This is a genomic window from Georgenia satyanarayanai (assembly GCF_900116375.1).
GTDB classification, from domain to species: Bacteria; Actinomycetota; Actinomycetes; order Actinomycetales; family Actinomycetaceae; genus Oceanitalea; species Oceanitalea nanhaiensis.
Genome location: NZ_UETB01000014.1, coordinates 35826 through 48370 on the forward strand (window position 1 = coordinate 35826; position 12545 = coordinate 48370).

10 protein-coding genes and 1 tRNA gene are annotated in these 12545 nt (G+C 71.6%); 6 read left to right on the forward strand and 5 right to left on the reverse strand.

Translation table 11 applies throughout. The features are described 5' to 3' along the window. Position 1: 1 nt before the first annotated feature. Together DSZ44_RS14770 and DSZ44_RS14775 are read right to left on the reverse strand one after the other, a co-directional pair. The gene (locus DSZ44_RS14770; RefSeq protein WP_110853394.1) at positions 2-481 is read right to left on the reverse strand and encodes an FHA domain-containing protein FhaB/FipA; all 480 of its coding nucleotides are present in this window, start codon (positions 479-481) and stop codon (positions 2-4) included. Between the two features lie 2 nt (positions 482-483). Continuing rightward, positions 484-1191 carry an FHA domain-containing protein gene (locus DSZ44_RS14775; protein WP_110853395.1) on the reverse strand — a complete coding sequence of 236 codons (708 nt, stop codon included), beginning with the start codon at positions 1189-1191 and terminating at the stop codon, positions 484-486. A 172-nt stretch (positions 1192-1363) separates the two neighbouring features. Between DSZ44_RS14775 and DSZ44_RS14780 the strand changes: the two genes are divergently transcribed. Together DSZ44_RS14780 and DSZ44_RS14785 are read left to right on the forward strand one after the other, a co-directional pair. Continuing rightward, positions 1364-1447, forward strand: a tRNA-Leu gene (locus DSZ44_RS14780). Between the two features lie 490 nt (positions 1448-1937). After that, positions 1938-4577 (forward strand): hypothetical protein, encoded by a 2640-nt coding sequence (locus DSZ44_RS14785; protein ID WP_146237576.1) that lies wholly within the window; start codon positions 1938-1940, stop codon positions 4575-4577. A 215-nt stretch (positions 4578-4792) separates the two neighbouring features. Here the strand turns inward: DSZ44_RS14785 and DSZ44_RS18870 are convergent, their stop codons facing one another. Then, positions 4793-5893 (reverse strand): calcium/sodium antiporter, encoded by a 1101-nt coding sequence (locus tag DSZ44_RS18870; protein WP_309146721.1) that lies wholly within the window; start codon positions 5891-5893, stop codon positions 4793-4795. Positions 5894-6379: 486 nt separating this feature from the next. Between DSZ44_RS18870 and DSZ44_RS18875 the strand changes: the two genes are divergently transcribed. The 4 genes from DSZ44_RS18875 (at position 6380) to DSZ44_RS18600 (ending at position 10319) form a co-directional block, all read left to right on the forward strand. After that, positions 6380-7672, forward strand: coding sequence for a hypothetical protein (locus tag DSZ44_RS18875; protein ID WP_110853397.1), 1293 nt, complete (start codon positions 6380-6382; stop codon positions 7670-7672). 37 nt (positions 7673-7709) lie between these two features. After that, positions 7710-8180 carry a PPOX class F420-dependent oxidoreductase gene (locus DSZ44_RS14800; protein WP_110853398.1) on the forward strand — a complete coding sequence of 157 codons (471 nt, stop codon included), beginning with the start codon at positions 7710-7712 and terminating at the stop codon, positions 8178-8180. 327 nt (positions 8181-8507) lie between these two features. After that, positions 8508-10190, forward strand: coding sequence for a sodium:solute symporter family protein (locus tag DSZ44_RS14805; RefSeq protein WP_110853399.1), 1683 nt, complete (start codon positions 8508-8510; stop codon positions 10188-10190). Positions 10191-10199: 9 nt separating this feature from the next. Continuing rightward, entirely contained in the window at positions 10200-10319 is a 120-nt protein-coding gene (locus tag DSZ44_RS18600) for a putative transporter small subunit (RefSeq protein ID WP_220035218.1), read from the forward strand. Here DSZ44_RS18600 and DSZ44_RS14810 read toward each other — a convergent pair. Together DSZ44_RS14810 and DSZ44_RS14815 are read right to left on the reverse strand one after the other, a co-directional pair. Continuing rightward, complete coding sequence (locus DSZ44_RS14810) at positions 10312-11823, reverse strand: peptide MFS transporter (RefSeq protein ID WP_110853400.1); 1512 nt, start codon at positions 11821-11823, stop codon at positions 10312-10314. The two genes, DSZ44_RS18600 and DSZ44_RS14810, sit on opposite strands and share 8 nt — an antisense overlap. Before the next feature lie 33 nt (positions 11824-11856). Next, positions 11857-12528 carry a signal peptidase I gene (locus DSZ44_RS14815; protein ID WP_110853401.1) on the reverse strand — a complete coding sequence of 224 codons (672 nt, stop codon included), beginning with the start codon at positions 12526-12528 and terminating at the stop codon, positions 11857-11859. Positions 12529-12545 lie beyond the last annotated feature (17 nt).

The following is a 12545-nucleotide window of genomic DNA, read 5'->3' on the forward strand; positions in this document are numbered from 1 at the left end:
CTCAGCGCTGCAGCTCGAGGACGGTCTGCCCGACGCGCACGGGAGTGCCGGCGGTCAGCTGCACGGGCTGGGTCAGGCGCTGGTCACCGACGTAGGTGCCGTTCGTCGAGCCGAGGTCCTCCACCCACCAGGCGCCGTCCTGCGGGTAGAAGCGGGCGTGCCGCCCGGAGGAGTAGTCGTCGTCGAGGACGAGGGTGGAGCCAGGCGCGCGACCGACGACGACGGCCGAGGGCCCCAGCGGCATCGTCGTACCGGTGAGCGGGCCCTGCGTGACGACGAGGCGCGTCGGGGTCGAGCGAGTGGGCCGCCTGGGTGCGGCCGGCGTGGACCGGTTGCCGCGCTGGGCGTCGCCGCGCGAGCGGCGGCGGGTGATCCTCGTGCCGAAGATGTCGCGGCGCAGCACGGCGAGCGCGCCGAGGACGAGGACCCACAGCAGGAGCAGGTAGCTCAGGCGCAGGAGGGTCACGGCCAGCTCGGTCATGGTCAGCCACCCTCGTCGTCTGCGGCGCCGTTCCAGAACATGATCCGGGTACGGCCGATCGTGATGGTGTTGCCGTCCAGCAGGGTGGCGGCCTGCACCCGGTGCCCCTCGACGAAGGTGCCGTTGGTCGAGCCGAGGTCCGTGGCGACGGTGCCGGCCGGCGTGACCCGCAGCTCGAGGTGGCGGCGGGAGACGCCGGTGTCGTCGACGACGACGTCCGCCTCGGTTCCGCGGCCCAGCACGGTGACCGGGCCGGTGAGGAGGTAGCGCTGACCGTCGATGTCGATGATGGGGTGGCGGGTGGAGGCCGCAGTCGACGTCGCGGGTGCGGTGGAGCCGCGACGGGTGGCCGAGGTGACACCGAGGCGGCCGGTGCTCACGGACTCGTCCGTCTCGAAGTGCACCCGCACCGGGCCGACGAAGGCGTAGTGCTGGGAGTCGGCGTGCGCGGTGGCGGCGGCGACCATCTCCTCGGCGAGCGCGTCGGCGCCCCAGTCGTCCACACGCTCACGGTCGGAGGGGCTCAGGCGCACCGTGAACTCGTTGGGCACGACAGTGCGGTCACGTGACACGGCGGCGGCGCGGTCGTCCATGTCCCGGCGGATCGCGCTCGCGATCTCGACCGGTTTGACCTCGCTGCGGAACGCCTTGGCGAACACGTTGTTCACCGCGTTCTCGACCTTCTTCTCGAAGCGATCGAGTGTTCCCATCGGTACACCTCCTCCCACGACCCTCATGATCGTAACGATTGTGCATCGCGCCTGACGCATTCACGGCTCGATGCGGCACCCCAGGGCACCCTGTTGTGAGACGCCTCTCCCTGCGGGCGACGGCGTCGTCCGTCGTCCCGGCCCCGTGCTAATCTCGTCCACGCTGTACAACGCGCGAGTGGCGGAATAGGCAGACGCGCACGGTTCAGGTCCGTGTGCCCGAAAGGGCGTGGGGGTTCAACTCCCCCCTCGCGCACAGCAGGAAGCGGCGGGATCCTAGGGCAAGCCTGGGGTCCCGCCGTTTCACGTTCCCGTGGTGTGCACGTCGTTGTGCAGACATCCGCCCGGTCGGGCCATGAAGGCCTGCCCTGAAGGCACGACACGGCGCAGGCCTCGCTACGACCAACACCGCGATCACAGACCTGGGCAGCCTCCGGGCCTCGACCAAGGGTGTGACGAGAGAGGAAGTGGCGACTGTCCTGGGCATCGACGTCCGCACCGTGTCTCGTGCGGTCTCGAGTGGAGAGCTGACCAGGTTGTGTGCGCGCGGGCGTCATCCCCTCCACAAGAGCGGCGCCCAGGCTCCTCAACGGTCTTGCCCCACTGCCGATCCGCACAGTGGGCGGCGTCACGCTATCGGTGACATCGCACGCATAGGGGCAGGCGAGGGTCCGTCTTCACCAGATCGAGCCACCAGGGCTCGACCTGTCAGAAGGGAGCCGGGCAAGGACTCGCCCGGGAACACGATGAAACGAACGCGCATGTGGGCGGCCGGTCTGGCCGGTGTCCTGGTCGCCGGAAGCGTGGCGACCCCAGCCATCGGTGCCGCCGAGGCACAGCCCGAGGGCGCCGCAGTGGCGGTGCTGGAGCAGGAGGACGCAGCCGAGGAGGGCGACGCCGAGCTCGAGGAGGACCAGACGCCCTCCGACACCGAGGTGCCTGAGGCTCCGGAGCCCGAGGACACCGAGCCGAGCGCCGCGGAGTCCGACACCGAGCCGGCTCCCGCCGACGAGACCGACGCCGAGCCCGACCCGCTCCTCGAGGAGACGGTCGAGCCGCAGCCTACCGAGGAGCCCGACACCCCGACCGCCGAAGAGCCCGCCGATCCCGGCGAGGAGGAGACCGACACCGGCTCCGGCGACGGGCTGCCCAAGTACGTGGGCAATGGCCCCGGCAAGGACGACGCCAGCGAGGTCGAGGACACCGAGGAGCTGCCGGACTACTGGCGCGAGGCGTCCCTCCCTGTGCCGCCGACCTTCAAGGATCTGCCCGGCACCGAGGACGACACGATCTCCTTCATCCTCCACCACGGGCTGGAGTACCAGGTGAAGGTCGACGACGAGTGGGTGCCCCTGTACGGCGCCACATGGCGGGCGAGGCAGTTCGCCGAGTACGTCGACGGCAAGGCGACCATCCACATGCGCGTCGTCGTCGCCGAGGGCTTCCGCCCCCAGCCCGAGTGGGACGAGCAGCGGTCGGAGTGGACGAAGGTCTTCACCGACGCCGAGGAGCTCACCACGGTGGACTTCGTGGCGCCCACCCGCCACGACGCCCCCGGGCACACAGGCGACGTCGTCATCATCCCCGACGCGCCGGGCCTGCAGTACTACATCGGCACCGGACACGAGCCCGCCGCCCCCGGCACCCACAACGTCGGCCACTTCTACAACGGCGACCCCGAGTGGATCAGCTACTCGGTGCCCGTGCGCGTGGAGGTCCTGGCGGGCTACGTGCTGAACGGCGACGACGACGGCCGCGACCTGACCCTCCCGTTCCGCGGGGACGAGTACTCCGAGGACCGCGGGGAGGAGCAGCTCATCGAGTTCGTCAACCCCGAGATCATCGACCTCGACGGCACCGAGAACGACGCCGTCGTCATCCCCGACGTCGAGGGGCTGCGCTACCAGATCGGCCACCTTTCCGAGGTCGACCCTGGCACCTACCTCATCGGGGAGCGGGCCACCGACGACGGTGAGGACCGCTACTCGGTGTTCGTCTCGGCATCCCCGCTCGCGGGGTACTACTTCGACGGAGCCGAGTCCAAGGGCTTCGAGGCGCGCTTCACCAAGGAGCTCGTCGCCGACCTGCCGAACGTCTCCGCTGTCGACAACCCGGGCCTGGAGACCGACTACCTCATCCTCGGTGAGGCACGCGGCATCACCTACGTCATCGACGGCGAGGAGTGGCCGGCGGGCACCTATTCCGTCCCGGTGGAGGCGTACACCAGCAACCACGGGACCGCGGTCTTCTACGAGGTCGACGTCCTCGTGCAGGAGGGGTACGACATCCCCGGCTTCTACGACTTCACCCCGGGCCTGTACGACACCTCCGCCGCCCTCTATCGCCAGGTGCCCACTCCTGAGCCGGTCGACCCGGGCGACGGCGAAGACCCGGGCGACGGCGACGAGCAGCCTGGCAGCGACGATCCCGTCGTGGTCGACCTGCCCGCCGTCGAGCGCATCGTCGTCGACGGCGCCGAGGGCTACGCCCTTCCGCAGTTCAGCGGCGGCTTCGACTGGTTCGTCAACGGCACCGACGTCGCAACCCTCGCCGAGCACGGCTGGGCGAACTTCGTGCCCGCACCCGGCGGCGGCTTCTCCGTCGCGACCACCGGTGGCCTCTACCAGGTGACGACCGAGACCCTCGAGGTCGACAGCATCGACGACATCGTCATCGCCGCCCGCGCCCACGACGGGTACACCCTGTCGACCGGCGGGGGAGAGCCGGCCGAGACCGTGTACGTCCACGACTCCCGCCAGGACGCGGAGATCGCCGCCCCGACCGTGAACGACGGCCCGGGCCGTGAGGACTCCTACACGATCCCCGACGTCCCGGGCCTGGTGTTCCTCGACATCGACGAGACCCCCGTGGCTCCGGGCACCTACCCGGTGACCGCTGAGTACGTCGACGGCGTCGCCTCCGAGTGGCTCTTCGCCACGGCGCTGCCTGGCTACCGCCTCACCTTCGGCGGCGAGGTCGGCGACTCTGAGCCCGGCGAGGCAGCCATCTTCCACGTCGAGCTCACGTTCACCGACGTCCCCGGCCCGGAGGGCGGAGACGACGAGGACGAGGAGACCGGTGAGGACGAGGGTTCCACGCCCGGCGACGGGGAAGGCGAGCCCGGCACGCCCGACACCGGTGACAGCAACGACGGGGGCACCACTCCCGTCGTCATCACCCCCGTGGACGACAGCGACGAGGACACCCCGCCCACCGGTGGCAAGCCCGCTGACGCAGGCGACCCGCCTGGCGCGCCGAAGGTCGGCGAGACGGACAAGCTCGCCGACACCGGCGCCGGTCAGGCCGGCGCCCTCGCAGCCGTCAGCAGCAGCCTCATCCTGGCCGCGTGGTTGGTCCTGCGCGGACGCCGCGACCAGGTCATCTGACCGGCAGCTAGCGACACCTGGGCCCCTCCGGCACACCAGCCGGAGGGGCCCTTCGCTGTGCCCAACCCGGCACGCCGCACACAGGCGGGGTGTGAGCAACGAGACCCAGGCACGCCACCAGCAGGCTCCCCGGTCGGCGGCCAGTTCGCCGCCACCACCAAGGAGGCCGGGTCTTCGTTGTCCGTCTCGGCGCGGCCCTCGCTCCTCGCCCTCGGTCACCCTGACGACCCGGCACGTCGGGCCTCGTCACCTCCGGCGGTACGGCGCCCGCGGCGCAGCCCGACCTCGTAGCTCGTGAGGACCACGAGGGTGAGCACGGTGATCGGGATGACGAAGAGGAGCATGACGCTGCTGAACTGTGGCAGGGCGTCATGGCCGGCGGAGTCGAGCAGGAGGTAGACGACGTAGGCGACGTAGTAGGCCACGAACAGCGCCGCCTCCCAGCGCGCCACGCAGAAGCCGGTGAAGGCTACGGGCAGCAGGGCGAGGGCGACGGCGATCATCACCGGGAGGTCGAAGCGCACGGCTCCGGGCTCCACCGGGACGCCGCCGGGCGAGAGACCAGCCGCGATGCCCATGACGGCGCCGATGTTGAAGATGTTGCTCCCCACGACGTTTCCCACCGCCATCTCCACGTTCCCGCGGAGCGCGGCGATGACCGATGTCGCCAGCTCGGGCAGAGAGGTGCCCACGGCGACGACCGTCAGGCCGATGACGAGCTCGCTGAGGCCGAGGGCGGTGGCGACGTCCGTGGCGCCGACGACGAGCCACCGCGCCCCGACGACGAGCAGCGCGACACCGACGGCGACGAGGAGAGCGTTCAGCCAGGGGCTCCCCGGGCGGGCCGGCGTGTCGTCGTCAGTGTCGTGGTTGCTGCCGCGGGTGGCGACGACGCGCCACGCGACGTATCCGACGAGGAGGGCCAGCAGCACGAGGCCGTCGAGCCTGCTCACCGAGCCCCCGAGGCTGAGGAGGAGGAGCAGCACCGACATCCCGACCATCACCGGGACGTCCTGCCGGATGACCGGGCGGTGCACGGCGACCGGCAGGATCAGGCCGGCCGCGCCGAGGACGAGCAGGACGTTGGTGATGTTGCTGCCCACGACGTTCCCGACGGCCAGCCCGGGGCTGCCGGACAGGCTCGCGTCCACCGTGACAGCGAGCTCGGGCGCCGACGTGGCGAAGGAGACCACCGTCAGGCCGACGACCAGCCGGGACATCCCGAAGGAGCGCGCCAGCGCCCCCGCCCCGCGCACGAGCAGCTCGCCGCCGACGACGAGGACGGCGAACCCACCGAGCAGGAGCAGGACGGTCACCCCGACCAGCCTGCCGCAAGGCGGCGGGATCGACCTGCGGGACGACGCCGCGCTCCTCGGGACGAGCACGACGACGCACGTCGAGGCCTCAACTCGTGGGACCGGCGACCGATGGACTGGGCACGGGAGTGGATCGGCCACTCGCGGACGGAGCCGCTGAGGGAGACGGTCGATGAGGCGAGCACGGCTGTACCTGAGGCCGATCGCCGCCGACCCCGACCTCGAGCCACTCCCCACCCGCCGGGAGGTCGCCCCGGACGGCGATGCCCCCGCCGTTCGTGCGTCGGCCACCGGCAGCGTTCTCCCGGTACCTGCACCGCCACCCCCCGGCGCAGGTCCGGGGCGACGTGGGGGAAGTGGGCGCGGCGCCCGCGAGGTCCTCGCCCAGCTGCTCGCCGCGACCTCTTGAAGTCGGCCCGAGCCTGCCGATAGGTCCGGTGGGCGCGTCAGCGCCCCCTTCTGCCTGACGTCCCTGGGGAGCCCGCCGTGATCAGCGCCAGCGCATGGTCGAGCCGATGGGCTGCCGGCACGGCGGCCCTCCTCCTCGCCGGCGGCAGCGCCCTTCCCGGTGACGACCTCCAGCCGCCGGAGACCGACCCGGCTCCTCCTGTCGGCGCTCCCACCGAGGAGACTCCCGAGCCCGAGGTCCCGGAGCAGCCCGACCGGGACGACCCCACGGACGGTCCCACGGACGGCGGCCCGGCGGTTCCTCCGGCGGACGGACCGTCCGTGGACGAACCTCCCGCTGAGGAGCCGCCGCTCGACGAGCTGCCCGTCGAGGAGCCGCCGGCCGAGGACGGCCCGGACGAGGAGCCACCGGCCGAGGACGGCCCGACCGAGGAGGCGCCCGAGGAGGAGGCGCCCAGCGAGGAGACGGAGCCGGTCGGCCCCGTTCTCGTCGTCGTGCCCGAGCCTGTCCGCGGCGTCGTCGACGGCGCTCCCGGCTACGTCCTGCCTCTCGGGGACGGAGGCTTCACCTGGCTCGTCGACGGCGTGCGCGTCGACGAGCTCGGCGCCGCCGCTCGGCTCGTCGAGTCGCCCGGCGGAGGTTGGTACGAGCTCAGCGCCGCCGCTCTCGGCGCGGACGTCGAGCGGCTCGTGCTCGCCGTCGTCGCCGCCCCCGGACACGCGCTGCTCGCGCCGGACGGGACGACCTCCCTCGTCCGCGCCGTCCTCGACCCCCGGGCCCCGTCCGCGCTCGTCGCCCCCACCGCGCTCGACGGCGAGGGGCGTGAGGACGCCGTCGTCGTGCCCGAAGCCACCACCCAGGTGGTGCGCGACGCCGCCGGCGAGGTCCTCGACGCCGGCATCCACCCGGTCACGGCCGAGTACGTCGACGGCGAGGCCACGGTCACCCTGACCGTCACCGCCGCCGAGGGGCACCGCCTCGAGGTCGGCGGCCTCCCGGTCGAGGCCGTCCCGGGCGCGGGGGGCCCCGTCGAGGTGGTTCTCGTGCTCACCGACGTGCCACCCGCCACGGCCGAGCCGGCTCCGTCCCCTGAGGAGCCGCCGGCGCCGGCGGTGGCCGAGGCGCCCGCCGAGGTCCCGGCGCGCGACCCGGCGGAGGAGTCGGGCGGGCATCTCGCGCTCGCCGCACCGCTGGTCACCGTTCCTCCGGCCGCCCCCGAGCCGGCCGCGGAGGACGTGGACGTGATGGAGCCGGTCGAGGCGCTCGCGGAGCTGCCGGAGTCGGGCCCCGAGGGCCTGGGCCTCATGGTCATGCTCGGCGGTCTCCTGCTCGGCGGCTCGTGGCTCGCCCTCGGGATGCGCGGGGAGTGACCCGGCGCAGCCTGCGCGCCGCACCTACGATGGCGTCATGCCTCGCATCGCCACCGCCGACCGCGTGACCCGCGAGGAGCTCCTCGCCTTCGTGCAGGACCGGCACCACCTCGTCCTGCTCACCAGCCGGGCCGACGGACGCCCCCAGCTCTCGCCCGTCTCCGGCGGTGTCGACACCGAGGGCAGGATCGTCATCTCCACCTACCCGGACCGCGCCAAGGCGGTGAACCTCCGGCGCAACCCCGCGGCGTCCGTCCTCGTGCTCTCCGACGACTGGGACGACGCGTGGGTGCAGGTGGACGGGACCGTGGAGGTGCTGGACATGCCCTCGCCCGAGGCCGAGAACGGGCTGGTCGAGTACTACCGCTGCATCGCGGGCGAGCACCCCGACTGGGCCGAGTACCGCGACGCCATGCGCCGCCAGGGCAAGTCGCTGCTGCGGATCACCGTCACCGGGTGGGGGCCGGTGGCCACCGGCGGCTTCCCGCCCGACCGCGCCCCCGCCTGAGGAACGGTCGCCGGGCGGCAGATCACCGCGTCGTCGTGCGGAAAACCGGCGATCGCATGCCCGAACTCTCGCCGGCCGTTTAGGGAATTTTGACCGAACTTGCTAGTGTCCCTCGGGTTGGTCGGCGCCCGCGCCCCCCGCTCGCAGACGGCTGGAGGGCTTGCCTGGGCACGCTGACCGGGCTTCCTGGCCCGATGTCGGGGAGCCGCACGCCCGGTGTGCACGGATGCCCGGAGGTCGCCCCGTGAGGCGGTTCCGGCAGTCCGCCGCGCCCGCGTGCCCGGAGAACCGCGAGGCCGCCCGGGGCCCGCCGAGGAGAGGAAGTCCATGAGTCCCGAGGGAATTCCAGGCCAGCTGAGTGCTCCCCTCATCATCGCCCTGCTCGTCCTCTTCTACGGCGGCACCCTGTTCATCTCCTTCACCATCAGCAGGAAGAAGGAGAACGCCGACGACTACATGACGGCCGGCTCGAAGATCGGTTTCGGCGTCTCCGCCGCGTCGATGACGGCGACGTGGATCTGGGCCTCCTCGATGTACGCCTCCGCCACCGCCGGGTACACCTACGGCGTCTCCGGGCCCATCCACTACGGGCTGTGGGGCGCGCTGATGATCCTGTTCATCTACCCCTTCGGGCGGCGCATCCGGAAGGTCGCCCCTCGTGCCCACACGCTCGCCGAGGTCATGTACGCCCGGCACGGACGCTCGAGCCAGCTCATGCTGGCCGGCTCCAACGTCCTGGGCAGCGTCATCAGCCTCACCTCGAACTTCATCGCCGGCGGCGCGCTCGTCGCGATGCTGTCGCCGTTCAGCTTCCAGCAGGGCATCGTCACGATCGCCGGTGGTGTGCTGCTCTACACGCTGTGGTCCGGCTTCCGCGCCTCGGTGCTCACCGACTTCACCCAGGTCATGGCGATGCTCGGCGCCGTCGTCGTCATCATCCCCGTCGTCTTCTTCGCGGCGGGCGGGCCCGAGCTCTTCACCGCGGGCGCCGCGAACGTCACGCCGCAGCAGCAGAGCTTCTTCTCCTCCGACGCCTTCCTCAACCAGGGCGCGCCCTACATCGCGGCGGTCCTCGCCTACGCGATCGGCAACCAGACGATCGCGCAGCGGCTCTTCGCCGTCCGTGAGGACCTCATCAAGCCGACCTTCGTCACGGCGACCGTCGGCTACGGCGCGACGATCATCGGGATCGGCATGCTCGGCGTCATCGCGCTCTACCTCGGGATCGAGCCGACGGGGGGCGACGTCAACAACCTCATCCCGCAGCTGGCCGCCACCTACCTGGGGCCGGTGCTGCTCGCCGTCTTCTTCATCATGATCATCGGCGCGCTGTCCTCCACGGCGGACTCCGACCTCTCGGCCCTCAGCTCGATCATGATGGCCGACGTCTACGGCCAGAACGTCGCCGGCCGGAAGAAGGCCGACCCGCGCACCATGCTGCTCGTCGGGCGGGTGACGATGATCGTGGCGACGGGAGCGGGCCTGTACTTCGCCAGCGGCCAGCTCAACATCCTGGATCTGCTCGTCTTCGTCGGTGCGCTGTGGGGTGCCCTTGTCTTCCCGGTCATCGCCAGCTTCTACTGGGGCCGGGTGACGAACGTGGCGTTCACGGCGGCGACGCTCAGCGCGATCGCACTGTTCGTCCCGGTGCGCTTCGAGCTCGTCCCGATGACCGGGCCGATCGGCCTCCTCGTCGACGTGCTCGCGGTCATCGGCGTCGGGGTCGTCCTGGGGCTCATGTGCTTCGGCTTCTTCGGGACCCGGGTGGCTCTCGTCGTCGGGGTGCTCGCGACCGTCGTCGTCGCGCCCTTCGGCATCGGCTTCCTCCACGACTACACGGTCCTCAGCGCCTCGCTCGTCGCGTACTCGGTGAGCACGCTCGTGTGTGTCGCGCTGACCCTGCGCAACCGCGAGAGCTTCGACTTCTCGCTCATCGCCCGTCGCACGGGCGAGTTCGACGAGGACGACGACGTCCCCACCGCTGACCCCGTCCCCAACCCCACCCGCTGAGAGGCAGACATGCTGACCTTCTACGTACTCATGTGGCCCGCCGTCGTGGCCGGCGTGCTCTTCTTCATCGCCCGAGGTTTCCTCCGCGACTGGCGTGAGGCGCGCCGTGAGGGGCATCGCCTCATCTGATGCCGCGCATGGCCCGGGTGATCCGTGGGGCGAGCACGAGCAGGACCAGCCCGACGCCGATCGTCACGGCGCCCAGCGTCCCGAAGTAGGTCACCTCGTTGTCCTCGTCGTAGAACGAGGCGAGCGAGCCGGACAGTGCGGTGCCCAGCGCCACGGACAGGTAGAACAGGGACACCATGAGGACCGGGTAGGCCGTGGGGGCGAGCTTCGTCGACAGCGACAGGCCCACCGGGGAGAGCAGGAGCTCGCCGCACGTGGCGACGAGCATGATGAGCGCGATCCACAGCACCGGCACCGCGGTGGTGCCGGCCATGGGCAGGAAGACGAGGAACGCCGCGCCCATGAGCATGACGCCGAGGCTGAACTTCACCGGCGTCGTCGGCTGCCGGCGCCCGAGCCTCGTCCACAGCGCCGCGACGATCGGGGCGAGGACGATGATGAAGAAGGGGTTGAAGGACTGCACCCACGGGATCGGCATCGTCCAGTCCCCGACCAGTGGCAGCGACAGGTCACGGTCCAGGCGCGTCTCGGAGTAGATCGTGATGACGGTGAACTGCTGCTGGAACAGCGCCCAGAAGGCCACCGACCCGATGAACATCGGGATGAACGAGACCACCCGGGAGTGCTCGTCGCCCGTGACCTTCGCGCTGGTGAGGAGGATCGCGAAGAGGACCACGGCGGCGACGGCGGTGGCCACGACGACGACGTCGGACAGGTTTCCTGGGTTCAGCAGCCCGGTGAGGGCCGCGACGGCGACGACGACGACGGCGCCGCCGGCGATCGCCCCGTACCGCCCGTACTGCTCGCGGGGGAGCGGGTCGGGCACCCGCCGGGTGGGGTGGGGCAGGTGGCGGCGCGCGAGGGAGTACTGGACGAGGCCGATGGCCATGCCGACGGCGGCGAGGCCGAAGCCGAGGTGGAAGCCCCAGCTCTCCTGGACGAGCCCGGTGAGGAGCGGCCCGAGCAGTCCGCCGATGTTGATCCCCATGTAGAAGATGGAGAAGCCGGCGTCACGACGTGGGTCGTCGGCCGTGTACAGGGCACCGACGAGGTTGGTGATGGTCGCCTTGAGGCCGCCGGAGCCGATCGCGACGAGGACGAGCCCGATGCCGAGACCGACGACGCCCGGCACCACCGCCAGCGCGACGTGTCCCAGCATGATGAGGACGGCGCTGGCGAACATCGTGCGTTCGGCGCCGAGCAGGCGGTCGGCCACCCAGCCGCCGAGGATGGAGAACAGGTAGACGGACCCGCCGTAGGCGCCGACGATCCCGGCAGCGACCGTCCGGTCGATCCCGAGGCCACCCTGGGTGACCTCGAAGTACATGTAGAGCAGGACGATGCCCTGCATGCCGTAGAAGGAGAACCGCTCCCACAGCTCGACGGAGAAGAGGTTCGCCAGTCCGCGTGGCTGCCCGAGGAAGCCACCGACCTCGCCGGTGCTCCCGGGTGCTGCGGGGGACGTGCGTGCGGTCGCCGGGTCCTCGGAAGCCATGGGTGCCATGCTCCGCCTGCGTCGCCGGCGGCGCACGCAGGGTCACGGCGCGGCGGGGGCCTGTGCGGTGAAGGTCACCGGGAAGACGACGGAGGAGCTGAAGGCCGCGTCGGCGCTGCCCGTCGCGGGGACCGCCGCCGCGAGGAGTGCGGCCGCGGCCAGCGGACCCCACGTGCGCCGGCGAGCCGCGTGGGCCGGGGCCCTACGGCGCCCGTCGAGCTCGCGGACCCGGCCGAGCACGAGGCAGGCGCCCAACACCAGGACGCTGAGCGCGAGGGGAAGGTATCGCCCCTGCACCGTCCACGCGTACGGCAGCCCGACCCAGGGAACGCGCAGCACCCCGACGCCGTGAACGGCGTCCGCCGTGACGGGCATGGTGTCCGGCGCAGCGTTCGCGTCGCCCTGCAGGACGATCGCGCCGTCGTCGTCCGTGCTGTCGAAGCGGTGGAGGAGCCGGCTGTCCTCCTCGCCGGGGGCATCGGCGAGGAGGACCTGGCCCGGACGCAAGCGGCTCGCGGGGACCTCGCGGGTGACGACGACGTCACCGGTGCGGATCGCCGGCTCCATCGAGCCGCTGAGGACCACGGCGGGCTGCCAGCCGATGAGGACCGGCAGCACCGTCCAGACGAGGAGGCCGGCCAGGGTGGCCAGCACCGACCGTGCGCACAGGGCGACGGTGTGCCGGACCCACCGGTTCGGGGGCGCCTCGCTCATGGCGTGCTCCTTCCCGG

Coding starts and splice junctions, on each gene's coding strand:
- DSZ44_RS14810 (WP_110853400.1), bottom strand. CDS start 11,823: ATGGCACCCATGGCTTCCGAGGACCCGGCGACCGCACGCACGTCCCCC.
- DSZ44_RS14775 (WP_110853395.1), bottom strand. CDS start 1,191: ATGGGAACACTCGATCGCTTCGAGAAGAAGGTCGAGAACGCGGTGAAC.
- DSZ44_RS14815 (WP_110853401.1), bottom strand. CDS start 12,528: ATGAGCGAGGCGCCCCCGAACCGGTGGGTCCGGCACACCGTCGCCCTG.
- DSZ44_RS14800 (WP_110853398.1), top strand. CDS start 7,710: ATGCCTCGCATCGCCACCGCCGACCGCGTGACCCGCGAGGAGCTCCTC.
- DSZ44_RS18600 (WP_220035218.1), top strand. CDS start 10,200: ATGCTGACCTTCTACGTACTCATGTGGCCCGCCGTCGTGGCCGGCGTG.
- DSZ44_RS14805 (WP_110853399.1), top strand. CDS start 8,508: ATGAGTCCCGAGGGAATTCCAGGCCAGCTGAGTGCTCCCCTCATCATC.
- DSZ44_RS14770 (WP_110853394.1), bottom strand. CDS start 481: ATGACCGAGCTGGCCGTGACCCTCCTGCGCCTGAGCTACCTGCTCCTG.
- DSZ44_RS14785 (WP_146237576.1), top strand. CDS start 1,938: ATGAAACGAACGCGCATGTGGGCGGCCGGTCTGGCCGGTGTCCTGGTC.